The organism is Pseudomonas argentinensis (assembly GCF_001839655.2).
GTDB lineage: Bacteria > Pseudomonadota > Gammaproteobacteria > Pseudomonadales > Pseudomonadaceae > Aquipseudomonas > Aquipseudomonas argentinensis_B.
This window is the reverse complement of the sequence record NZ_CP056087.1, coordinates 2,899,469-2,922,487: the sequence shown is the minus strand read 5'-3', so window position 1 is coordinate 2,922,487 and position 23,019 is coordinate 2,899,469. Positions and strand designations below refer to the sequence as shown.

At 66.4% G+C, this 23,019-nt stretch carries 20 protein-coding genes and 3 pseudogenes; 7 read left to right on the top strand and 16 right to left on the bottom strand.

The window, feature by feature from the left end:
- Position 1: 1 nt before the first annotated feature.
- Genes SA190iCDA_RS12925 through greB form a run of 3 tightly spaced genes read left to right on the top strand, consistent with a single transcriptional unit; the run spans position 2 to position 3,720 of the window.
- On the top strand, positions 2-685 hold the full coding sequence (locus tag SA190iCDA_RS12925; RefSeq protein ID WP_070887803.1) for an ABC transporter ATP-binding protein: 684 nt from the start codon (positions 2-4) through the stop codon (positions 683-685).
- On the top strand, positions 685-3,189 hold the full coding sequence (locus tag SA190iCDA_RS12920; RefSeq protein WP_070887804.1) for an ABC transporter permease: 2,505 nt from the start codon (positions 685-687) through the stop codon (positions 3,187-3,189). Before SA190iCDA_RS12925 ends, SA190iCDA_RS12920 begins: the two co-directional genes overlap by 1 nt.
- 33 nt (positions 3,190-3,222) lie before the next feature.
- Complete coding sequence (gene greB / locus SA190iCDA_RS12915) at positions 3,223-3,720, top strand: transcription elongation factor GreB (RefSeq protein ID WP_070887805.1); 498 nt, start codon at positions 3,223-3,225, stop codon at positions 3,718-3,720.
- A 7-nt stretch (positions 3,721-3,727) separates the two neighbouring features.
- On the opposite strand, the gene SA190iCDA_RS12910 is transcribed toward greB, so the two are convergent.
- The 3 genes from SA190iCDA_RS12910 to SA190iCDA_RS12900 all read right to left on the bottom strand — a co-directional run bounded on the left by SA190iCDA_RS12910 (position 3,728) and on the right by SA190iCDA_RS12900 (position 6,189).
- Complete coding sequence (locus SA190iCDA_RS12910) at positions 3,728-4,027, bottom strand: hypothetical protein (protein ID WP_070887806.1); 300 nt, start codon at positions 4,025-4,027, stop codon at positions 3,728-3,730.
- A gap of 217 nt (positions 4,028-4,244) precedes the next feature.
- On the bottom strand, positions 4,245-4,679 hold the full coding sequence (locus SA190iCDA_RS12905) for a DoxX family protein (RefSeq protein ID WP_070887807.1): 435 nt from the start codon (positions 4,677-4,679) through the stop codon (positions 4,245-4,247).
- Positions 4,680-4,779: 100 nt separating this feature from the next.
- Complete coding sequence (locus SA190iCDA_RS12900; RefSeq protein WP_070887850.1) at positions 4,780-6,189, bottom strand: transglycosylase SLT domain-containing protein; 1,410 nt, start codon at positions 6,187-6,189, stop codon at positions 4,780-4,782.
- Positions 6,190-6,391: 202 nt separating this feature from the next.
- On the opposite strand from SA190iCDA_RS12900, the gene SA190iCDA_RS12895 reads away from it, so the two are divergent.
- The 3 genes from SA190iCDA_RS12895 to SA190iCDA_RS12885 all read left to right on the top strand — a co-directional run bounded on the left by SA190iCDA_RS12895 (position 6,392) and on the right by SA190iCDA_RS12885 (position 9,217).
- Positions 6,392-7,258: a TatD family hydrolase gene (locus SA190iCDA_RS12895; RefSeq protein WP_070887851.1), complete on the top strand. Its 867-nt coding sequence runs from the start codon at positions 6,392-6,394 to the stop codon at positions 7,256-7,258.
- Positions 7,259-7,399: 141 nt separating this feature from the next.
- Entirely contained in the window at positions 7,400-8,884 is a 1,485-nt protein-coding gene (locus SA190iCDA_RS12890) for a methyl-accepting chemotaxis protein (RefSeq protein WP_070887808.1), read from the top strand.
- A 114-nt stretch (positions 8,885-8,998) separates the two neighbouring features.
- A complete protein-coding gene (locus SA190iCDA_RS12885) occupies positions 8,999-9,217 on the top strand; it encodes a hypothetical protein (protein WP_070887809.1) in 219 nt (72 codons plus the stop codon).
- Here the strand turns inward: SA190iCDA_RS12885 and SA190iCDA_RS12880 are convergent.
- The 9 genes and pseudogenes from SA190iCDA_RS12880 to SA190iCDA_RS12845 form a co-directional block, all read right to left on the bottom strand.
- Complete coding sequence (locus SA190iCDA_RS12880; RefSeq protein WP_070887810.1) at positions 9,193-9,990, bottom strand: acyl-CoA thioesterase; 798 nt, start codon at positions 9,988-9,990, stop codon at positions 9,193-9,195. The genes SA190iCDA_RS12885 and SA190iCDA_RS12880 overlap by 25 nt on opposite strands.
- A gap of 78 nt (positions 9,991-10,068) precedes the next feature.
- Positions 10,069-10,839 (bottom strand): CHAD domain-containing protein, encoded by a 771-nt coding sequence (locus SA190iCDA_RS12875; RefSeq protein WP_070887811.1) that lies wholly within the window; start codon positions 10,837-10,839, stop codon positions 10,069-10,071.
- A 22-nt stretch (positions 10,840-10,861) separates the two neighbouring features.
- Positions 10,862-12,855: pseudogene (locus SA190iCDA_RS12870) on the bottom strand (transglutaminase TgpA family protein).
- Positions 12,852-13,808 (bottom strand): DUF58 domain-containing protein, encoded by a 957-nt coding sequence (locus SA190iCDA_RS12865; RefSeq protein WP_070887813.1) that lies wholly within the window; start codon positions 13,806-13,808, stop codon positions 12,852-12,854. Before SA190iCDA_RS12865 ends, SA190iCDA_RS12870 begins: the two are co-directional and overlap by 4 nt.
- Positions 13,805-14,722 (bottom strand): AAA family ATPase, encoded by a 918-nt coding sequence (locus SA190iCDA_RS12860; protein ID WP_070887814.1) that lies wholly within the window; start codon positions 14,720-14,722, stop codon positions 13,805-13,807. Before SA190iCDA_RS12860 ends, SA190iCDA_RS12865 begins: the two co-directional genes overlap by 4 nt.
- A 135-nt stretch (positions 14,723-14,857) precedes the next feature.
- Positions 14,858-15,460, bottom strand: a pseudogene (locus SA190iCDA_RS23475) (methyl-accepting chemotaxis protein); the annotation flags it as partial.
- A 303-nt stretch (positions 15,461-15,763) separates the two neighbouring features.
- A pseudogene (locus SA190iCDA_RS23470) lies at positions 15,764-16,429 on the bottom strand (methyl-accepting chemotaxis protein); the annotation flags it as partial.
- A gap of 690 nt (positions 16,430-17,119) precedes the next feature.
- Positions 17,120-17,728, bottom strand: coding sequence for a flavin reductase family protein (locus SA190iCDA_RS12850; RefSeq protein WP_070887816.1), 609 nt, complete (start codon positions 17,726-17,728; stop codon positions 17,120-17,122).
- A 48-nt stretch (positions 17,729-17,776) separates the two neighbouring features.
- The gene (locus SA190iCDA_RS12845) at positions 17,777-18,049 is read right to left on the bottom strand and encodes a hypothetical protein (protein WP_013791667.1); all 273 of its coding nucleotides are present in this window, start codon (positions 18,047-18,049) and stop codon (positions 17,777-17,779) included.
- Between the two features lie 138 nt (positions 18,050-18,187).
- Between SA190iCDA_RS12845 and SA190iCDA_RS12840 the strand changes: the two genes are divergently transcribed.
- On the top strand, positions 18,188-19,231 hold the full coding sequence (locus tag SA190iCDA_RS12840; protein ID WP_070887817.1) for a patatin-like phospholipase family protein: 1,044 nt from the start codon (positions 18,188-18,190) through the stop codon (positions 19,229-19,231).
- 9 nt (positions 19,232-19,240) lie between these two features.
- On the opposite strand, the gene SA190iCDA_RS12835 is transcribed toward SA190iCDA_RS12840, so the two are convergent.
- The 4 genes from SA190iCDA_RS12835 to SA190iCDA_RS12820 all read right to left on the bottom strand — a co-directional run bounded on the left by SA190iCDA_RS12835 (position 19,241) and on the right by SA190iCDA_RS12820 (position 22,971).
- The gene (locus tag SA190iCDA_RS12835) at positions 19,241-20,314 is read right to left on the bottom strand and encodes an AI-2E family transporter (protein WP_070887818.1); all 1,074 of its coding nucleotides are present in this window, start codon (positions 20,312-20,314) and stop codon (positions 19,241-19,243) included.
- Between the two features lie 50 nt (positions 20,315-20,364).
- Positions 20,365-21,165, bottom strand: a complete 801-nt coding sequence (locus tag SA190iCDA_RS12830; protein ID WP_070887819.1) for a DUF4892 domain-containing protein — start codon at positions 21,163-21,165, stop codon at positions 20,365-20,367.
- Between the two features lie 142 nt (positions 21,166-21,307).
- Positions 21,308-22,171, bottom strand: coding sequence for an alpha/beta fold hydrolase (locus SA190iCDA_RS12825; RefSeq protein ID WP_070887820.1), 864 nt, complete (start codon positions 22,169-22,171; stop codon positions 21,308-21,310).
- Positions 22,168-22,971, bottom strand: coding sequence for an alpha/beta fold hydrolase (locus SA190iCDA_RS12820; protein ID WP_070887821.1), 804 nt, complete (start codon positions 22,969-22,971; stop codon positions 22,168-22,170). The genes SA190iCDA_RS12825 and SA190iCDA_RS12820 overlap by 4 nt, the downstream gene beginning before the upstream one ends.
- Positions 22,972-23,019: the final 48 nt, after the last annotated feature.

The following is a 23,019-nucleotide window of genomic DNA, read 5'->3' as shown; positions in this document are numbered from 1 at the left end:
CATGAGCTCAAGCATTCTGTCTGCGCAGAACCTTACCAAAGTGGTCTCCAGCGCGGAAGGCGAGTTGACCATCCTGCACGACCTGTCGCTGGAGCTGGAAAAAGGGGGCAGCCTGGCCATCGTCGGCAGTTCGGGGTCCGGCAAATCCACCCTGCTCGGCCTGTTGGCCGGCCTCGATCTGCCGAGCACCGGGCGCATCCTGCTGGCCGGCAACGATCTCGGCAGCCTGGATGAAGACGCCCGTGCCCGGGTGCGCGCCGAGCACGTGGGCTTCGTGTTTCAGTCGTTCCAGCTGCTCGACAGTCTCAATGCCCTGGAAAACGTCATGCTGCCCCTGGAGCTCGAAGGCCGCAGCGACGCCCGGCAGCGCGCCAGCGAGTTGCTCGAGCGCGTCGGCCTGGGGGCACGCCTGACCCACTCGCCGCGCCAGCTTTCCGGCGGTGAACAGCAACGCGTGGCCATCGCCCGGGCATTTGCCGCAGAGCCCGATGTGCTGTTCGCCGACGAGCCCACCGGCAACCTGGACACCCACACGGGCGAGCGCATCAGTGACCTGTTGTTCGAACTCAACGGGGAGCGCGGCGCGACCCTGGTGCTGGTCACCCATGACGAGCGCCTTGCCGCGCGCTGTAAGCGCATCATCCGCCTGGAGGCCGGCCACCTGGTGGCAGCGGTGGACGCCTGATGCGCGCCCTGTCCTTTTCCGGCCTGTTGGCGCTGGCGGGCCGCCAGCTGCTGCGCGATGCGCGCTCCGGCGAGCTGCGCGTGCTGTTCTTCGCCCTGCTGATCGCCGTCGCCTCCAGCACCGCCATTGGCTATTTCGGGGCCCGGCTGAACGAGGGCATGAGCCTGCGCGCCACCGAATTTCTGGGCGCCGATCTGATTCTCAGGGGCAGCGCCCCCGCCAGCGCCGAGCAGATCGAGGCCGGCACCAGGCGCGGGCTGCAGCACGCCCAGGTGGTCGAGTTCTCCAGCGTGATCGCCAGCGACGCCGGCATCCAGCTGGCCAGCGTCAAGGCCGCCGGCCAGGGCTACCCGCTGCGTGGCCAGCTCAAGAGCGCCGCGGCGCCCTATGCCGAAGAAACCGTCAGCCCAGGGCCAGGGCCTGGCGAGGTGTGGGCGGAGTCGCGCCTGCTGGCGGCCCTGAACCTGAAAACTGGCGACCAGATCGAAGTCGGCGCCAAGCAGCTGCGCCTCACCCGGGTGCTGACCTACCTGCCGGATGAAGCCGGCGATTTCTACAGCCTGACGCCTCATGTACTGATGCACCTCGACGACCTGCCGGCCACCCGCGTGGTGCAACCGGGCAGCCGGGTGCGCTACATCGAACAGTGGAACGGCCCGAGCGATGCCCTGGCCAGCTATCGACAGGCCATCGAGCCGGGACTGGCGGCCCACCAGCGCTTCGACGACGCCCGCGATGGCAGCCGCCGCGTCGGCGGCGCCCTGGATCGTGCCGAGCGCTACCTGAACCTCGCCAGCCTGGCCGCCGTACTGCTGGCTGGCGTGGCGGTCGCCCTGTCGGCGTCGCGCTTCGCCAGCCGCCGCTTCGACGCCAGCGCACTATTGCGCTGCCTGGGCCTGTCGCGGCGCCAGGCGCTGAGCCTGTTCGGCCTGCAACTGGCGATGCTCGGCTTGCTCGCCAGCCTGGCCGGCGCGCTGCTCGGCTGGCTTGCCCAGCAGACGCTGTTTCACCTGCTGCAAGGCCTGCTGCCCGCGCAAGTTCCCCCCGGCGGCGTCTGGCCCGCCCTGGCCGGCATCGCCACCGGGCTGGTGGCCCTCGCCGGTTTCGCCTTGCCGCCACTGGCGGCGCTGGGCCGCGTCCCGCCGCTGCGCGTACTGCGCCGCGACATGCTGCCGGTGCCTGCAAGTTCCTGGCTGGTCTACGGCACTGCCCTGCTCGCCCTGGGCCTGATCATGTGGCGCTTGAGCCTCGACCTGACGCTGACCCTGGCCCTGCTCGGTGGCGGGCTGATCACCGCCCTGCTGCTGGGCGGCCTGCTGCTGCTCGGTCTGCAGAGCCTGCGCCGCCTGCTGGCTCGCGCCGCATTGCCGTGGCGCCTGGGCCTGGGTCAGCTACTGCGCCGCCCGCTCGCGGCAGCCGGGCAAGCCCTGGCCTTCGGTCTGATCCTCCTGGCGATGGCGCTGATCGCCCTGCTGCGCGGCGAATTGCTGGACAACTGGCAGGAGCAGCTGCCAGTCGACGCCCCCAATCATTTCGCCCTCAACGTTCTGCCTGCCGAACGCGACGCCTTCGCCGAACGCCTCGCCCAGCTTTCTCCCCATCCCGCCCCGCTCTACCCGGTGGTGCCGGGCCGCCTGACCCAGGTCAACGGCGAGCCGGTTCGTCAGTACGTCACCGAGGATTCCCGTGGCGAACGCGCGGTACGCCGCGACCTGAGCCTGACCTGGAGCGCCGACCTGCCCGATGGCAATACCCTCACCGCCGGGCAGTGGTGGACAGCGGGTGAACGGCAAGAGCTGCCCGGTGTGTCGGTAGAGGACGAACTGGCGCAGAGCCTGCACATCGAGCTCGGCGACCGCCTGACCTTCAATGTTGGCGGCGTCGACCGCGATGCGGTGGTGACCAACCTGCGCGAGGTGGACTGGAACAACTTCCAGCCCAACTTCTTCATGATCTTCGAGCCCGGCACCCTCAAGGATCTGCCGGTGACCTACCTGACCAGCTTCTACCTGCCGCCGCAGCACGAGCAGCAGCTGGTGGAACTGTCCCGCGCCTTCCCTTCGGTATCGCTGCTGCAGGTCGAGGCGCTGCTCAACCAACTGCGCAGCATCCTCGCCCAGGTCACCATCGCCATCGAGTTCGTGCTGCTGTTCGTGCTGGCCGCGGGCCTGGCCGTGCTGTTCGCCGGCCTGCAGTCGACCCTGGACGAGCGTATCCACCAGGGCGCCCTGCTGCGAGCCTTGGGTGCCGAACGCAAGCTGCTGGTACAGGCCAGGCGCGCCGAGTTCGGCCTGCTGGGCGCCGCCAGCGGCCTGCTGGCCGCGTTGGGCTGCGAACTGGTCAGTTTCCTGATCTACCGCTACGCCTTCCAGATGGACTGGCAGCCCCATCCATGGCTGCTGGTGCTGCCGCTGATCGGTGCGCTGCTGGTCGGCATTGCCGGTGTGCTCGGTACCCGCCGCGCGCTGAACGCCAGCCCGCTCACCGTTCTGCGCGAGGGTTGATAGACTGGGCGTCCGCCATAGACCGAGCCGAGCATGAGCCGATACCGCCCTCCCCGCGCCGCGGGCACGCCCCTGATCACCCCGCAAGGCGAGGCGCGCCTGCGCGCCGAGCTGCACGAGCTCTGGCACGTGCGCAGGCCCGAGGTGACCCGTTCGGTCAGCGAGGCGGCGGCCCAGGGCGATCGTTCGGAGAACGCCGAATACACCTACGGCAAGAAGATGCTGCGCGAGATCGACAGCCGCGTGCGCTTTCTGACCAAACGCCTGGAAAAGCTCAAGGTGGTGGATACCCGTCCCAGCGACCCCGACAAGGTGTACTTCGGTGCCTGGGTCACCCTCGAAGATGAAGACGGCGTTGAGGCGCGCTATCGCATCGTCGGCCCCGACGAACTCGACCTCAAGCTGAACCTGATCAGCATCGACTCACCCTTGGCCCGGGCGTTGGTCGGCAAGGGCCTGGACGCCGAGGTGCGGGTACAGACGCCGACCGGCGACAAGTACTGGTACATCGTCGCCATCGACTATCCGTAAACGCCATTCAGCGCAGGGTGATCAACCCCTGCCGGGCGATACGCGTCAGTTGGCCGAGCGCCTCGGCGCTCGGCCGTTGCAGCACGGCGAAGTCGAAACTGTCATCGGCGAAACGCTGCAGCGACTCGCCCGGCTCGGCGAACTGCACGAGAAAGGCGCGCTGGCCGTCGCGGCGGGCGGGCCAACCGTCCAGATAACGCAGCAGGATCGGTTGATGGACGCCGCCGAGCAGGATGCGCGGATTGCGGCGAACCAGTCGGGTGGTGATGGGGACGATACGAATCTGTGCCGCCTGGGAGCAGGTCATGGGTGCTTGTCTCCGCCTCGAAAATCCCGCTGGGCAGCGGTGAGAGGCAACACCGAACCAGCGCTTTAGCGGAATTTCGAGACTCGATGTCGAGCCCCTGAGGCGCCCCGCAAGTAGCTGTCTAAATCGGCGCAAGTGGCAATCCTAGAGAGTTGCCGATCAGCCTGTCAATAACCAGGAAAGCCCCATGGGCGGGCTTTCTCAGGTGGCGCCGCGGTCAGCCGGCGATGCGCTTGTCCAGCGACAGCCGCCCGGCGCCTTCGATCAGCAGGGCCAGCGTGGCGGCCAGCAGGGCCAGGGCGAATTCGTAGCCGTTGTCGGCCATGAAGAAGCCATTGCCGATATGCACCGAGAAGATCGCCACCAGCATGGTGACCGCCAGTACCGCCGACGCAGGCCGAACCAGCAGGCCGATGACCAGGGCCAGGCCGCCGAAGAATTCGGCACTGCCAGCCAGCAAGGCCATCAGGTAGCCCGGCGCCAGGCCGATGCTCTCCATCCACTGGGCGACACCGGCCAGGCCGTAGCCGCCGAACCAGCCGAAGAGTTTCTGCGCGCCATGGGCCATGAAGGTGATGCCGACCAGCACGCGCAGGAGGGTCAGGCCAAAGCCGGCACGGGTGGTTGTCAGTGATTTGATGAATGAGTTCATGGGGTGAATCCTTTGCTAGGCGAGTGAGATGGCGGCATATTAATTCAGATAATCAATATGAATACCGAATAAAACCGCTAAAAATAATCGAATAAATCGATTATTTCCCCATGCTCACCTTTTGCCCCGGTTCCAGGGAATAGCGCTCGCGGGCGTAGGCCAGGTAGTACTTGTTCACCGCGTTAACGTAGCTCACCACGCCCATGCCCAACTCTTCCATCGCCACCCGCTCGACCTGGAAAAACCACTGATCGGGGTTGAGGCCGCGGCGCCGCGCTTCCGCCCGCAGGCTCTGCACCCTCTGCGGGCCGAGGTTGTAACCGGCGAGCACGAACGCCATACGCTCGCGCTCGTTGAGCCGCGGGCTGTTGAAGAAGCCACGGCGAATCTTGGCAAGGTACTTGGCACTGGCCTGCACGTTGCTCTCGACTCGGGAGATATCGCTGATGCCAACGCTGCGCGCCGCCGCCGGGGTGATCTGCATCAACCCGGTGGCGCCGCTGCTGCCGCGGGCCGCCGGGTTGAGCGTCGACTCCTTGAACGCCAGGGCGGCCAGGGCCAGCCAATCGAAATCATGCTGTTCGGCGTAGCGCTGCAGCACTGGCCGCACCCGCTCCAGGCGCTGGCGCTCGGTACGCCCCATGGGCGAATGCACCTTGTAGAGCCGTCGGTACACGCGCTGGAAAGCGGCGTCCTGATCATCGGGCACCCGGTAGCCGTCCAGAAAGCGGTCGACGCTGGCACTGAGCATGGGCGCGTCGCGGCGCATGTACCAACGCATGGCGCCCTGGTTATCGAGCACCAGGTGGCGGTCAACACGCAGCTTGGGCATCACCTTGGCCCAGCGCTCGGCGATGTGCAGCTCCACGGCGGTAAAATCGAAGATGCCGGCCTGGACCATTTCCAGCACATCCTCGACGGCCAGGGTCGGATCCACCCACTCGACGACGATGGGCGGCAGCTTGCGCGCCTCGAGCCGGCGGTTGATGTCGTGCAGCGCCTCCTTGGCCACGCTGCCGGCCGGCAGCGACAGGCTGCGCCCGGCCAGCTGCTCGAGCCGCTGGTAACGCCGATTGCCCTGCCGGGCGACGATCACCACCGGTACGTCACGGCGTATCGCTTCGCTGGCCAGCACGTTGCCGCCCTTGCTGCTCAGCAGCTCGCCTGGAGCAACCAGATCACCTTCGCCACGCTGCAGGGCGGCGAGCAGCTGGTCCTTGGCCTTGGGAATCAGTTTCAGGCGCAGGTTGCGGCCATCGCGGGCGTTGCGGTTGAGGTACTGCTCAAGGGCACGCAGGCGTTGGTATTCCACGCCGAAGCTCTGTCCCTTCACCTCACCCGAGCTGTTGCGACTCTGGTTGACCAGCACGCGCAGCTCGCCGCTCTTGCGAATCCCCGGCAGATCCCGTGGCGCAGCCGTGCCGGTGACCTCCAGAGGACCGGCGATACGTGCCAGTGCCGGCATGGGCAGCCAGAGCAGCAGGCAGATGATGAACAGGACACGCAATATCGATGCTCCGATAGCGGAAACCGGCTGATAGCCAGAGAGGGTGATTCGAAGGCGGATCGCCAGGCGTGGCACGGCCACCACCATGACGGCTCGGCTCTTTATTTACGTCACGAATCGACAACAAGTTTTTGTAATTCTTAGCTTTTTAGTGGAGATAAAAAGCTCTGTTATGCTGCGCCCTCTCGTTTTACAGGGTCACACCATGCAACTCATCGACATCGGCGTCAATCTGACTCACGCAAGCTTCGACGACCAGCACACGGCCGTGCTCGAACGCGCCTTCGCAGCGGGTGTCTGCCAGCTGGTGTTGACCGGCACCAGCCTGGGTGAAAGTGACCATGCGCTGAGCCTGTGCCACAAACTCGACGAGCGCGCCGAGCGGCTATTCAGCACCGCCGGCGTGCACCCCCATGACGCCAGGCATTGGAGCAGTGACGACAGCAAGCGCCTGCGTGTCCTGCTCGGTGAACCGCAGGTCAGGGCGGTGGGCGAATGCGGGCTGGACTTCAACCGTGATTTTTCGCCACGCCCGCAGCAGGAAAAAGCCCTGGAGGAACAACTGAGCCTGGCCGCCGAGTTGCAAATGCCGGTGTTCCTCCATGAACGCGACGCCCACCCACGCTTCGTGCAGATTCTGCGCGATTACCGCGATCGCCTGCCGGCCGCCGTGGTGCATTGCTTCACTGGCGAGCAGCGGGCGCTGTTCGATTACCTGGATCTGGACCTGCACATCGGCATCACTGGCTGGATTTGCGATGAGCGCCGCGGGGCGCACCTGCATCCGCTGGTAAAGGAGATCCCGGTCGGCCGTCTGATGCTGGAAAGCGACGCGCCCTACCTGCTGCCGCGCAGCCTGCGCCCGAAACCCAAGGGCGGTCGCAACGAGCCGGCGTTTCTGCCCGAGGTGCTGCGCGAAGTGGCCCTGCACCGCCAGGAATCACCCGATCATGTGGCCAGCCACACGACGGCCTGCGCCCGAGCCTTCTTCGCCCTACCGACCCTCGCCGAACCGGTCGATGATCGGGAAGATGACCGGGAGCCCTCAAGTCAGGTGGATCGTCGCCGTTGACCTGGAGGCAACCGCGCTGCTTGCGAGCCGTGGCAGCCGAGTCGTCGGCTGCCGTTGACTCATATCAAGGGATGATGAATTTGCCCATGAAAGAATAATGGCGCCTTGCCAGCACTTCATTCATGTCGAGAGCAAAAGAACATGCCCGTGTGGATTCGCGATATCTCCCTGAAACACAAGTTCTGGGCGGTGAATGCCGTCGCCTTCGTCACCACCCTGCTACTGGTTCTGTTCGCCATGCTTCAGGAGCAGGACACCTATGCCCAGGCCGCCCGCGCCAATGTCCAGCAGCGGGCGCAACTGCTCGCCACCTGGCCGGTCGACCAGCCGCTGCCTGCCACAGCTGCTCTCGTCGCTTTCAAGGCCGGTGAGGCACCGGGGCTGCCCGGCAAGGTGGATGCCACGCCGTTGAAGGGCGGTCGCGGTTGGGTTGCCTTGGAACATGACGCCCTGTTCGGCAGCGACCCGCTGCTCGGCGCGCAACTCGTCGAGCGCGCTGGCGACCAGCGTATCGCCGTCCTCGCCACTGGCCGCAGCCTGGCCCAGGTGTTCGCCGAGCGTGCCGGCCGCTACGCCGTGGCGGTTGCCGTGCTGATGCTTGCCCTGCTCGCCGCCTCGCAACTGCTGATCCGCTTTCTGCTCAGCCACCTCAATACCCTCAAGGATGTCATGCTGCACGTCGAGAAGAGCGGTGACCTGGCCGCCCGCGTGCCCTTGCAGAGCCGCGATGAGGTCGGGCAGATGGCCGGTGCCTTCAATGCCATGCAGGCTGGTTACCAGCGGGTCGTTGGCGCCGTCATCCAGGCGGCCTCGCAGCTCGACGAGGGCACCGGGCGCCTGGCGCAAAGCATGAAGGAGGTGCGCCAGGGCATGCTCGGCCAGCAGAGCGAAACCGATCAGGCCGCCACCGCCATCAACGAGATGTCGACCACCGTTCACCACATCGCCGAACACGCCGCCACCACCCGCGACCAGTCGCAGGCCGCCGACCAGCTCGCCGGCGCCGGGCAGACCGTGGTCACCCGTGTGGTCGAATCCATCACCGGCCTGTCCAGCGGGGTGCAGCAGACGGCCACCATGATCGAGCAGGTGGCCGCCGACAGCCAGAAGATCAGCAGCGTGGTGAACGTCATTCACGGCATCGCCGAACAGACCAACCTGCTGGCCCTCAACGCCGCCATCGAGGCGGCGCGGGCCGGCGAAATGGGCCGCGGTTTCGCCGTGGTGGCCGATGAGGTGCGCAACCTGGCCAAGCGCGTGCAGGACTCCACCGACGAGATCACCAGCATGATCGGTACGCTGCAGGCCGGTACCCGCGATGCCGTGGAATTCATGCAGGAAAGCTCGCTGAAAGCCGACGATTGCGTGCGCGCTGCCCATGAGGCCGGCGACGCCCTGGTGGCGATCACCGGCGCGGTGGCGCAAATGCGCGAAAGCAACACGCAGATCGCCGTCGCGGCAGAACAACAGAGCCTGGTGGCCGAAGAAATGACCCGCTCGGTGATCGGCATTCGTGACGTCACTGAACAGACCGTCCAGCAGACCCTGGAGTCCGCCACCACCAGCAGCCAGTTGGCCGACCTGGCGGGCGAGCTGTCCCGGGCCATCCGCCAGCTAAAACCCTGACGGCCAGCCGCCTGCGGCAGATAGTAGAAACCCTATCTGGCGTATAGGACGGATCAATTCGCGACCCTGGCGCCTGGGCCATAGACTGGCTCCATCTGATGCAGGAGACCGTTCATGAGCACCCAAGCCGCTACCCTCGTCCGTCACACCGAATCGCTGGACATGCCGATGCTGGCCGTTGCCCTGCCGCTGTTGCTGGTCTCCCTGGCGCTGGCGGGCAGCGGCTCCGGTGCCCTTGCCCTGGTGCTGTCGGGCCTGGGGGCCATTGCCGCCTATGCCCTGGCGCGCCAGGCGTTGCTGGGTGACGCTCAGTCGAATACCGTGACCGTCTGACGGCTGATGGCCAGCAATTCTCCGTCCGCGCTCCACAGCCCGGCCGCCACATGCCCGTAGCCATCGCGGGCATGCTCGATCTCGGCGCGGTACAGGCACCACTGGTCCGAGGTGATAGGGTGCAGCGGCTGAATGAACTCGATGGTCCAGGTCAGTGAACTGCCAGGCGCCGGCTTGTCGAGCAGCGACAACACCGCCGGTGGCCAGGCATCGACCAGCCCGAGCAGGAGGGCTTCGTCGAGGGTTTCGATGCGCTGCTGATCGCGAAAACGTACCCAACCGCCCATTTCCCGCGACGGGTTTCCACTGAACGGCAGGCCGCCCAAGCCCCAGCGCAGCACCAGATGACGAGTGAACTCCGGGGTGACCTGGGGGATGTAGGGCAACTCCTGACTTTGCTCGGGCGCCTTTATCGCGGGTGCCGGCAGCGCCGGCACGCTGATCGAAGAGCTGCGCGGCGTACCGAAACTGCCCTGTATCAACGCCACCACCTGGCCGTTCTGCACGGCACGCCCCAGCACCTGGCTGACCGCCGAGCCCGCGCGCAACACCTCGGCCTCGAAGCTGGTGGCGATGCCGGGCGTCACCGGCGCGACGAAGCTGATCGCCAACGACCGCGGTGGGCGATCGGCGGGTACCTTGCCGCGCATCACGGCATAGACCAGCGCCGCCACCACGCCGCCGAAGCTGGCGCGGCCCTGGCCCCAGTCAGGCGGAATCGACAGCGCCTCGGGTGTACGCTGCACCTGTTCCAGTAGCTCGAAGAAATCCATGGTCACCTCCCCTTGTCATCGTACGGATGGTAAGAGACGCACCACGCAACTGCGAGCCCGGCGCAGACGGCAGATCGGTCATTGTTGGGGCTGGAGTGCTGCCAGCAGACGCGCCTGGATGGTTTGCGCCGAGCGCTCGGCGGCCTCCATCGAGGCGCGCCAGGCGGGGATGAAGCCACGCAGATCGGGCTCGCGCTCGGCGGTCGCCAGCCACTGCACATGGTCGTGCCAATCCCCGAGCAGCGCCTGGCCTTTCTTGAGCAGTTTCAATTGCCCAGCCGACAGCGGCGAAAGCTGTGGGTAGGCCTCGGCAGTGTAGCGCACGCGCTTGATCAGCAGGCGCACGCGGTGGCGATCATGGGCTGCATCGTCCAGGGACTCGACGAGCTTGGCAAGCTGCTTGCGCAGGTAGCGCCGCACCTTCTTGTGCAAGTCTTCCAGCTCGCCACTCGCCTGTTGGGCAGCCAGCTCCCGGGGCCACTCGTCCAGGGCGCGGAACAGCGCAGGCAATGCGCGGCTGTTCAGTACCAGCGCGTCGCCCTTGCGGCGCTGCGCCAGACGTCGCTCAGCAGCGACGTGCTCACCGCTGGCGCGCAAGGTGCCGATCAGCACCTCCAGATCCCGTATCGGGCCCGTCAGACGCCCGAGCTCGGCGGCTCGCTTCTGCAAGGGATCACTCCCGGCAGCGCCCTTGAGCGGCTTGAGCAGGCTGCGCAAGCGGCGCAAACAGACCCGCAGATCATGCAGCGCCTCGTCATCGGTCTGCGCCTGCAGACGCTCGCGACAGGCGTACAACGCAACCTCTAGGCGCAGCACTTCGCTGCGCAACGTACCGACAAAACCACTCATCACGGAACTCCTGAAAAACCGTTCAAGGGGATCGGCTCCAGCGCCAAGGCAGTTGGCGGCGCAGCGCGTTCAGCTGTTGGAGCAGCGCTTGGGGGAAATGTTCTGCCCCGCGTAACGTTGCGCTTCGAAAGCCTGCACGAAGGCAAGAATGGCTTCTGCCTGAGCGGGCAGTGCCTTGCCGGCACGCTGTGCGAAGACCCGTGGCCCCTCGCCGGCATGGCGCCGTACACCATGCTGGGCCAGCAGTCGCTCGAAGCGTTGAAAGAGGCGCAGCAAGGGGTCACGCTCGACCCGCCAGGGCTTGAACAGCCACAGCGAGAGCAGGCCCAGCAGCAAACCACCGCCGCCGACCAGCGCAAGAATCAGCCTGCCGGCGTCGACCTGGCCGAACCAGCGCTGCAGGAGTTCGAACTGTTGCGCGCCCTGATAGCCCAGCACCCAGCGCTGCCAGCCGTAGTTGAGGTCGTCCCAGGCCAGGCGCAGCTCGTTCAGCCAGGTCAGGTTGCGGTAACGCAACGGCGAAAACGGCGAGTCGGCGAGAAAGCTCTGTTCACCGGCCAGGGCCTGCTCCAGGCCTTGCTCGATGCGCTCGGGGGCGACCTGAAAGGTTGGGTCCGCACGCCTCCAGCCCTGCTCCGGCAACCAGTACTCGACCCAGGCATGGGCATCGAACTGGCGAACCTGCACATAGCTGCCTTTGCCACTGAGTTCGCCGCCCTGGTATCCGGCCACCACGCGACTGGGAATGCCCGCGGCGCGCAGCACGAAGGTCATGGCGCCGGCGTAGTGCGCGCAAAAGCCGCTGCGGGTATCGAACAGGAACTCGTCGATGGAGTCGTCGCCCAGGGGGGTTGGCGTCAGGGTATAGACGTAGGGCTGGCGGTTGAAATGGCTGAGCAGCGCCGCGACCAACTGTTCATCCTGCGCATACTGGCTGCGCAATTCCCGAGCCCAGGCGCGACTGCGCGCATCACCCTCACGGGGCAGGCGCAGCAAGGCCTGCCGCCGGCCCGGCGGCAGCTGCGGCTCGCGCAGCGCGTCAGGCCAGGAACTCACGTCATAGAGCAGCGCACGGTCCACCGGACGGTTGCGCTGCAACCGGAAATCGCCCATCTGCCGTGTGCCTGGCATGTCGGTCCGGGCCACGTCGAGGGCGAACAACCAGGGCCGCGTGGTCGGCTGCATCACCACGCTGTAGTGCAGCGCCTCACCACGGGGCTGCCACTGCGGCGCCGGCGAGAACTGCTCCCCAGACGACTGCGACCAGCGCCGGCCATCGAAATGATCCAGCGTCAGCGCGCGCCAGTACAGCTCGCTACGCGCCGGCACCCGGTTATCGAAGCTGGCCCGAAAGGCCAGTTCACCGGAGCGGGTCAGCTCGGCGATATCGCCGGGCGCCATGCTGTCGGCCAATCCGGTGATCGCGCCACGCTCGTTGGGTACCGGTAACGACCACAGCGGCCCCAACCGCGGGAAGAACAGGAACAGCAGCAGCATCAGCGGCAGCGCCTGCAGCAGCAGGCTGGCCGACAGGCGCAGCGTGCGCCACGGCCGTGTTGCCGTGCCGCTCTGCTGCAGACCGATCAGGGCGGCCAACAGGGCACACACCGGCAGCAGGCTGAACAGCGCGACGAGCATGCCGTCATCGAACAGATAGGCGGTGACCACCACGAAGAAGCCGAGAAAGATCACCACCAGCGCATCGCGGCGGCTGCGCATCTCCAGCAACTTGAGGGTGAATGCCGCCACCAGCAGCACCACCCCGCCATCCAGCCCGACCAGGGTACCGCGGGACAGAAATACGCCCGCCGCCGCCAGGGCGATCAGGCCGATCCGCACGACGAGGCTGGGGTAGCCGGCGCGCATGCGGAAAATCTGGATGCGCCACAGTGCACAGCCCAGCCACAGGCCGATCACCCAGATCGGCAGGTGGAAGGTGTGCGGCAGGATCACCAGTGCCTGGGCGACCAGCAGCCAGGTCAGGCTGATACGCGGAATGCCGGCGACGCTGCTCATGCTCGCGCTCCATGCAGCGCCAGCGCGCGCAGGCACTGCTCACGGTGGCGTTCGCCAATGGCCACCGGCAGCGACTCGTTCGGCAGCTGCAGGGCGAACGGCTGCTGGCGTTCGGAGAGTACCAGCACCCAGTGGCAGAGCAGTGACAGGCGGCTTTCCAGGTCGCCGCTGAGCACATCGAAATCCAGCAACAGGTCGCGGCCGGTCTGGGCGGCGAAGTCCTTGACCAACAATCCCTGCCCGCGCGAATAAGCCTTCCAGTGCATCCGCCGGCGTGAATCGCCGGGCTGATAAGTGCGCAGTCCCTGGAAGTCATCGCTGCCCTGCCCCTGGCTGACCAGCCCGGCCTGCTCGTCACCCTCACTGCCGACGGGCGCCAGCGGCAGCTCGCCCTCCAGTGGCCGCGGATAGACCAGCACCGCCTGATCGAGGTCGACATGGCTCCAGGCGACCAGCAGCCCCAGAGGAAAACGGCTTTCCACCCGCAAGCGACCGGGCTGCAGCCAGCCGCGGCGCTGAGTCTGCAGGCTCAGCTCGCACTCCACCGAACCTTGCGCCGGCACGTCCTGTTGCTGCAGCTCGGCAGGTGGCCAGCCCAGGGCGATGGCCTCGTGGGCGCGGCCGCGACTTTCCAGACGTACCCGCAGGCGCGCCGCCTCGCCGGCGAACACCGCACCGGCGCCACCGGCATGCAGCACCAGCCCGGCCAGGTTGCGGTAGGTGTGCAGGATGGTCACCACGAATACCGAGCCGAGCAGAAAGGTCAGCCCGTAGGCCAGGCTGTTCTGATAGTTGATGGCGGCCAGCAGCATGACCAGCAGGGCGAACAGAAAGGCCACGCCCACGCGGCTCGGCAGGATGAAGATCCGCCGCTGGTTGAGCTGGACACTGGCGGCCGCGGGTATGCGCCTGGCCAGCCAGCGATCCCAGCGCTGCCTGAAGGCGCCCGTCAAAGTGCCGGCACCTCGCGCAGCAACCACTGCACCAGGGCACCGCCGCCGTGACCGGCCGGGTCCGCCTGATCACGCAGGCGATGCCCGGCCACGGCCGGCAGCACAGCCTGGACGTCCTCGGGAATCACGTAATCGCGCTCGGCCAGCAGCGCCCAGGCGCGTGCTGCCGCCAGCAGCGCCAGGCTGCCGCGTGGCGACAGGCCCCAGGCGAACTGCGGCTGGGTCCGCGTGGCTTCGACCAGGCGCAGCACGTAGTCGACCAGCGCATCACTGACGCGCACCTTGGGCACTTCAGCCTGCAGCTTCGCCAGCTCAGCATGATTGAGTACCGCGTCCAGCGTCGGCAGCACCGAGCGGCGGGGCTCGCCGAGCAGCAGGGCTTTCTCTGCGGCACGGGCCGGATAACCCAGCGACAGGCGCATCAGGAAGCGGTCCAGTTGCGATTCCGGCAGTGCGAAGGTGCCGCTCTGGCTGATCGGGTTCTGGGTGGCGATGACGAAGAAGGGATCGGGCAGCGGCCGGGTCGCGCCCTCGATGGTCACCTGTCCTTCCTCCATGGCCTCGAGCAGCGCGCTCTGGCTTTTCGGCGTGGCACGGTTGATCTCGTCCGCCAGCACCAGCTCGGCGAACACCGGGCCGGGGTGGAACAGGAACTGGCCGCTGTCCTTGTCGAACACCGAGGTGCCGAGAATATCGCCCGGCAGCAGGTCAGAGGTGAACTGGATGCGCTGGAAGCTCAGCCCCAGCACCTTGGCCAGGGCATGGCTGAGGGTGGTCTTGCCCATGCCGGGCAGGTCCTCGATCAACAGATGACCGCGGGCCAGCAGGCAGGTCAGCGCCAGGCGCACCTGCGCCTCCTTGCCGAGCAGCACCTGGTTGATGGTATCCAGGCAGGCGTCCAGTTTCGTGTGCATCATCCACTCCTCGTGCAAGTGGCCCGATGCTACTGACCTGACGGCGGCGGGCAAAGCGTTACGTAATGTTTGCTGACGAAACTGTGCACCAGGCCCAGGCCCGCAGCGCAACGGCGGACGCCGCAGCGCAGCGCGCTAGAGGCGAAAATGCGCGGCCATGCCCTGCAATTCGCGCCCCAGCGTTGCCAGTTGCTGGCTGGAGCCGGCGTTTTCCCGCATGGCTGCGGCGGACTGCTCGCCCAGGTCGCGAATCGACGTGACGCTGCGGTTGATGTCCTCGGCCACCGCGGTCTGCTGTTCGGCGGCAGCGGCGATCTGCTGGTTCATGCCGTGGATCACCGCAACGGCGTCGGCGATACCGGTCAAGGCCTCTTGCGTATGGCGGGCGTCGTGCACCACCTGCTCGACCAGTTCGTCGCTCTGGCGCATGTCGGCCACGGAGCGGGTGGCGCCAGCACGCAAGGTGCGCAGCAGCCCTTCGATTTCCTCGGTGGAGTGCTGGGTACGCCGCGCCAACGCACGTACCTCGTCGGCGACCACCGCGAACCCACGCCCCTGCTCACCCGCCCGCGCCGCCTCGATCGCCGCGTTGAGCGCCAGCAGGTTGGTCTGCTGCGCCACGCTCTTGATCACCTCCAGCACCGCGTCGATGTTGCGGGTGTCGGCGCTGAGCTGTTCGATACCCTGCCGGGTCACCGCCATGGCCGCGACCAGTTGCTCGATGCGTTGCAGGGTTTCCCGCACCACCTGGCTGCCCGCTGCGACCCGTGAATCGGCCTGGGCGGTGGAGGCGGCAGCCTGCTCGGCATTCTGCGCCACCTCATGAACCGTCGCCGCCATCTGGGTGATCGCGGTGGCCACCAGATCGGTTTCTTCCTTCTGGCCGCTGACGCCCTGACGCGCCTGCTCGGTGACCGAGGACAGCGTCTGCGCCGAGGTGGACAGCTGCGCCACGCCGTCCTGCAGGCGCCCGACCATGCTGCGCAGGTCCCGCGACATGCCTTGCATGGCCAGCAGCAGCTGGCCGATCTCGTCGGTGCGGCGTACCTCGATCTCGGCGCAGAGGTCACCAGCGGCGATGCGCTGGGCGACCGCGGTCACCTGCTTGAGCGGCTGCACGATCACCCGGGTGATGAGCAACGTCGCCAGCAGGCCGACCAGCAAGGCGGCAGCGGCGGCGATCAGAATCAGCAGCGCGCTGCTGCGCACCAGGCGGTGAAGCGCATCTTTCTGCTGGGCATAGGTCTGGCTGACCCGCTCGACCACCTTGTCGGCACGCGCCACCAGTTGCCCATGCTCCTGCTGTTGCTGTTGCAGCAGGCCGGTGTACTCCTGCAACCGCTGGTTGAAGGAGTCGATATTGCCCACCACCTCGGCAAGCACCGAACGGTACCCCGGGTCACCCAGCGCGTCGCGCAACTGGGCCGCCTGGGTCTGGGCATCGAGCGCTTCCTGGATGCTGGTGCCGGGCACTTCGCCGCTGCTGCGGCTGCTTTCCAGGAGCACCCGCGCCTGCTCCAGGGCCTGCAGGAGCAGCACATGCACCTTGCCGATCTGACCTGCCTGGGTGACCGCCTCGCCGCCCTGGTTGCCCTGGCTCTCCTTGAGGGCGTAGACACCGTCCTCGGCCAGCCCATCCTTGAGCAGATCCAGGCTGTTGGCGGCACCGACCACTAGCCACTTCGCGGCATCCAGCGACAGCCGCATATTGTCGCTCTGCTCCACATAGCGATCGAAGACCTGCACGTACTCGGCGATATCTCCATCGACCTGCTGCAGCGCCTCACGCTCGCTATCGGTCACCTGATCGTGCAGTTGTTGCACCTGCTCGCGGATGGCCTGGGCCTGTTCGTGCAGGCGCTGCGTCTGCGCCGCGTCGCCGGTGGTGATGAAGGCCTGTTCGGTGCGGCGCATCTGCGCGACCCGATCATTGATGTCGCTGAAACGCTCGAGCAGGGAAAACCTGGCGCCCACGTCACCCAGGGCGAAAAACCCAGTAGCCGCCACCACCAGGGTGAGCAGCAGCACCACGCCGAATCCCAGGGACAATTTGACCGCCGTTGCCAGGCTGGCCAGTGCGCGTAGAGATACCATTGCCAACCCTCCCGTGCTGGGCAGTAGCCCTCCAGGCATCAACAGTGATACAGGCCACTAGTGGCGACAAGCCAGCAAGGCGCCAACGGGGGATTTTAGCTAAGGCGATGTCGTTTTCAGGATATCGTCGGCCGTCGCAGAATCAGGCCAGCGGACGATCGCACATCGCCATAAGCCAAGAGCGCTGCTAGAATCGGCGTGGGTTCAGGGCTGACGACGGCGTCGGCAGGACCGTTTCCGCGCACACTTCATCTCGCCACCTGCTCCCCGCCCCGCGCTCGCGTATCGAACGTTACTGGTGGGTCACAGCGGGCGCTGCAGGTCGAAGGTGTCACGGGTGCGGCTGTAGGCCGTGCCGCCCAGACGCCCGACCAGATCGAGGCGCTGCGGGTCGATCCGCCCTTTCTCGTTGAGCACCTCGTCACTGATATGCGCCAGCAGCACTTCAGCGAAGATCAGGTGATGGTTGGGCTTGTCCTGTGGGTACCCCATGATCTGCGCGACCCGGCACTCGAACGCCACGGCGGCGCCCTTGACCCGTGGCGGCGCGACGCGACTGCTGGCTATCGAGTCGATGCCACACTGGACAAATTCGCTGGTGCTGCGCGGCAGGAAGGCCGCGCTGGCATTCATGGCCTCGGCTTGCGCGAACGCCACCAGATGGATGACCAGCTCCCCGGTTTCCTGGGCATTGCGCAGAGTGTCTTTCAGGGCGCCGTCATCCCGGGTGCCGACGTTGACCATCAGCGTCGCTGGCTCGTCGCTGATCATCTGAAAGAAGCTGAAGGGGGCCAGGTTGGTCACGCCCTCCCTCGAGATGCTCGACACCCAGGCGATCGGCCTGGGTGTGACGGTTGCGGCGAGCCAGCGGTAGCGGTCCAGCGGGGTCAGGTCAGCGAAATCGAGCAGCATTGCGATCTCCGGCATTCAGATTGCCGCAAGCTTACTCCACTGCGCGACTCAACGGCCCGCTCGGGACTCACGAATATAGAAGCGCGCCTTCTCGGACTTGTTGGTGCAGCCGCGGTAGGCCTCGAACTGCTGCTGGGTTTTAGCCGCGGTCATCAGCGAGGCGGCCTTGGAATAGCTGACCGTACCGGCAAAACCTTCGGCCTTGGCCAGGTCGAGTTCCTGCCAGGCCGCATCGAGTTGGGTCGCACAGCTGTCACGGTAGGACGTGGTCGCTGAGCAGCCCGCCAACAGCGCAATCGGTAAGAGAATCCAGGCTTTCATGTCGCATACTCCAGAGGTTGGCCGGCAATCAGCTTGCCGGTGTTGTGTATGACGATAGGGCAGTGAAAAAGTGCCACTATCGGCGTGCGACAAGGCGCACAATGCGCGCGGACAGCCGCACGAATCAGGGAGAGCTGAATGAGCAAGAAAGTGGCCTTGGTGCTGGGCTCGGGTGGTGCGCGTGGTTATGCGCACATCGGCGTGATAGAGGAGCTGGAGGCGCGCGGCTACGAGATTGGCTGTATCGCCGGGTGTTCCATGGGTGCGGTGGTCGGCGGCATCTATGCGGCCGGCAAGCTCAGGGACTACAGCGACTGGACCCAGAGCCTGGACTACCTGGACGTGCTGCGCCTGCTGGATGTCAGTTTTCGTCTGGGCGCCATACGCGGGGAAAAGGTCTTCGGGCGGATTCGCGACATCGTCGGCGAAATCAACATCGAGTCGCTGAACATCCCCTTCACGGCGGTGGCGACCGACCTCACCAACCAGCAGGAAATCTGGTTCCAGGAAGGCTGTCTGCACCAGGCCATGCGCGCCTCGGCGGCGATTCCCAGCCTGTTCACCCCAGTGATCCAGGGCAAGCGCATGCTGGTCGATGGCGGCCTGCTCAATCCGCTGCCCATCGTGCCGGTGGTATCGAGCCATTGCGACCTGATCGTCGCCGTCAACCTCAACTCGGCCCATCAACAGCACTACCAGTTGCCCGTAATCGAGCGCCCTGCAGCCCTGAAGGGACGCTTCGATCAGATCATGACCTCGCTGGGCTCGCACCTGCCATCGCTGCGGCGCAAAGGTGGCGAGGACGACCCGCTGCTGCTGGAGGTAACCGAACCGGCAGTGCCGCGACAACCCGATCTGTGGCTACAGGAGCCGGTGGATCCCCATGGCCAGCAACCGGCTGCCGCGCCCCAGGGCGACAGCGCGCCCAGGTCGGCCAGCGGCTCGCGAGTGGCCCATATGGCCGGGCCGGCGTCGCTGCTGGAGTTGATCAACCAGAGTTTCGAGGTGATGCAGACCTCGCTGTCGCAATACAAGATCGCCGGTTACCCGCCGGACATCCTGATCAACGTGCCTAAGCGGGTGTGCCGCTTCTTCGAGTTCTACAAGGCGCCGGAACTGATCATGCTGGGCCGGCAGATCGCCAGCGACACCCTCGACAGGTACGAACGCGGCGACCGTTGAGTCGCCGTGCTACAACGGCGGGCTGCGTTCCTCACGGGGCGGCAGGCCCGCCGGCGCCTTGTGGGCGACCCAGTCACTGAGCAGGCTATAGGCCACGGCCAGCAGGGTCGGCCCCAGGAACAGGCCCATGAAGCCAAAGGCCAGGATGCCGCCGAACACGCCGAGCAACACCACCACCAGCGGCAGGTTGCCGCCGCGGCTGATGAGGTACGGCTTGAGGATGTTGTCCACGCCGCTGATGATGAAAAAGCCCCACACGCCGAGGAAGATCGCCATGCCGATCTCGCCCTGCCAGATCAGCCAGCCCACCGCCGGACCCCAGACCAGGGGCGGCACCATGATCAGGCTGCAGGCGAAGGTCAGCAGGCCCAGCAGCAAGGCGCCCGGAATGCCGGCGATCATGAAGCCGATGTAAGCCAGCAGCGCCTGCGCCACCGCGGTACCGATCACCCCGTTTACCACCCGCTGCACGGTCCCGGCTACCAGCTCGAGGTAATGCTGGGCCCGATCACCGATCAGTCTTTCGAGCAGGCTTTCCACGAAGGCTGCCAGGCGCGGGCCGTCGCGATAGAAGAAGAACACCAGGATCAGGCTCAGGGCGAGTTCGAGAATGCCGCCGCCGATCTTGGCGCTGCGCACCAGCAGGAAGTTGCCCACCTGGCCGAGATACGGCTGCACCGTGGCGAACAGCGCCGAGCCCTGCTGATCCAGGGTGTCCCAGATGCGCACCAGGCGGCCGCCGACCAGGGGCACCGAGGCCAGCCAGCCAGGCGGTGGCGGCAGGCCCTCGACCTGAACGTCCTTGAGCATCGCGGTGGCATCACGAATATGGTCGGCGAGGTTGAAGCCCAGCATCACCAGGGGCACCGCCACCAGCACGATCCACACCCCGGTCAGCACGCCGGCGGCAATCGATTGCCGGCCTTTCAACACGCGCGTCAGCCAGCGCATCACCGGCCAACTGGCGAAAGACAGCACGGCCGCCCAGAACAGTGCTGACCAGAATGGCGCGAGCACCCATAGGCTTGCACCCAGCAGCCCCAGTAGCAGGATCTGCACCAGCAAGCGGTCGTTATTCGGCATTTTTTCAGGACTTCCAGAAAACCAGACTCAGGCCCGTGGCACGGGCGCGCTCAACGTAGCACGTCGATACGCAAACCGTCGCCACTGCTCTCGCCGATTTCCAGGCGCGCGGCCCTGACCCGCTCTTCGATCAGTGCTTCACGCCAGGCCTCGGCATTGACGCCGGACAGGCTGACGCGCAGGGTGCTGTCCAGGTTCAGGCTGCGCGCCAGCAGTTCGGTCCACTCCGGTTTGGGCTCATCCTGCCCCGGCAAGCGCAGCTCGCCGGTGCTCTTGAGCTGACGCGACAGCGTGGCGGGGGTTGGCAGCACCTTAGCCAAGGGCTGGTCCGCCGCCAGTTGCTCGGCATGCAGGTAGGCGCGGCGATTACCCCGGGTGATGCTGTACAGCGCCACCAGGCTGTCCTCGTTGGGCTCTGCCAGGCGCAGCAACGCATAGGCCTGCTGGTCATCGGAGCCGTACAGCGTGGAGTTGCCGAACACCGAATTGGCCCACAGGCTGCTGGAGCCGCACTCACGTCCCTGGCACCAGTAGAGCAGTTGCGCATCCTGATCCTGCAGGGCCTCGCGCGCCTGGGCGAACACTTCATTGGCGCTGTGGGTACGCGGCAACTCGTAGGTGACCGCCGTCAGCGCCCCCTGGACGAGCACTTCGCGCTCGTAACGCAGGCGCCCGCTGATGCGCCGGGCGGTACCCTGGGGATACAGGCGCTCCTGGTCGGCCTGTTCCCTGAAGGTAACGATTTCACTGCCCGGGAAACGCGGCAACCCATCCAGATCGCGACTACCGGCCACATCGGCACTGGCCAACGGGCTGAACACCAGCAGGGCAAGCAGGTAACTCAGGCGCATGCCGCCCCTCTTACGCCGATGGCGAGAGGCGTCAGCGAACAGGCAAATGGGGTGGGCAGCGCATCCGGCGCGACGGTACACAGGTCGGTCATGCAGATCTCCATGGCAGTGCCCGACACCTTTCCCCAGTTGCAACGGGCCGTCAAGGCGCACTCAGGAATGGATTGAAACAGTCTGCTACGAGTTGCGCGCCCTGCTCGTCATCCAGATGCAGGTGGTGACCGCCGGGCAGGCACTCGACCGTGATCGGCGTCTGCCTCAACAATTCGGCCAGGCCTTCACGGGGCGCCAGGAGCCCCTGCTCGGCCAGCACCAGGCGGGTGGGACAGCTCAGCGCCGTGACGAACGCCTGCACATGGGCCATGGTCAGGCGCATCGGCGTCGCCAGCGTCAGACGGCTGTCGGTGCGCCAGGTCAGACCGCCCTCCACCGGCATCAGCCCGCGCTGCGCCAGTAACCGGGCCGCCTCGAAACTGACCTGGCCAACACCGCGCTGGCGCACCTGGGCAGCGCGCTCGAGGCTGGGATACAGCGGTTTGCGCTTGGCGGCCAGGGTCAGGCGCCCACGCAGCGCCTCGGCCAAGGTGGCCACCGCTGCATCGGCCTCGATGGTCGGTGGCACCAGGCCGTCTATCAATGCCAGGCGCTGCACCCGTTCGGGAAAGGTTGCCGCCAGCAGCACCGAAACGATGGCCCCCATGGAATGGCCGAGCAGGCTGAAACGCGGCCAGTCGAGCTGTTCGGCGACCAGCAGCACGTCGTGCACGTAGTCCCACAGGGCATAACCAGCCCCTGGCGGGCGGTGCGCCGAGTGGCCATGGCCGGCAAGATCCACCGCGACGATGCGCAGGCCCCGAAGCTTCGGGGCCAGGCGGGCGAATGTCGCCGCATTGTCCAGCCAGCCATGCAAGGCGATAACCGGTATGCCGTCGGTCGGGCCGTACACTTGAGCGGCCAGTTCGATATGCGGCAAGCGCAGGCGTATCTCTTCGGGCACAAGGCTCATCGCACGCCCTCGGCAGGTTCCTGCCAGCGCGTGAACAGGCGGCGGATCAATTGCGCAGTGGCGTCCGGGTGTTCGAGCGGAAACATGTGCCCGCCCGGCAGGGTCAGGAACTCGCCCCGGGGAGCGCGCCGCGCCATGCGCCCATGATGAGGCAGCACCACACGGCTCTGCGCCCCTTTCACCAAAGCCAGTGGCACCTGCAGCTGTTGCGGCCGCCCCGGGCTGGTATGGGGCACGCTGCGATAGATGCTGATTTCGGTCGCCGCTTCGAAGCGCAGGCGCAGGCCGTCCTGGTGAGGGTGCAGGCCGTGCTCGACATAGGCGTCCAGGCACTCCGGGTCGAAACGGCTGAACAGCGCACGCTCGGCGAAATAACGCCGTGCCTCCAGCCCATCGACGAAGGCTTCGCGCCTGCCCAGCGTACGCCCGGCAGGCGTGAGGCGGTCGATCAGGCCCAGGCGTTTGGCCGCCTGAATCACCAGCTGATCGAGGCGACTGAGCACCGGCGAGTCGAGCATCACCAGGCCGCGATAGAGATCCGGTCGACGCAGCGCCGCGTGGTAATGCAGCACCCCGCCCAGGGAATGGCCCACGCCCCATACCGGCTCGGCGCATTGCTCGAGGTGATGGAGCAGCTCGTCGACCAGGTTGCTCCAGTTGTCATTCACCGGGAAGCGCGGGTCGTGGGCATGCTGCGCCAGGTGCTGCACCTGATACTCCGGCGCCAGCGCCGCGAACAATTTGCGGTAGGTGGCCGAGGGGAACCCGTTGGCGTGAGCGAAGAAGATCAACTGGTGCATGGCAGTCGTGCTGGTGGCGGGCAGTGAAGGGATTGTCAGGCAGCCCCC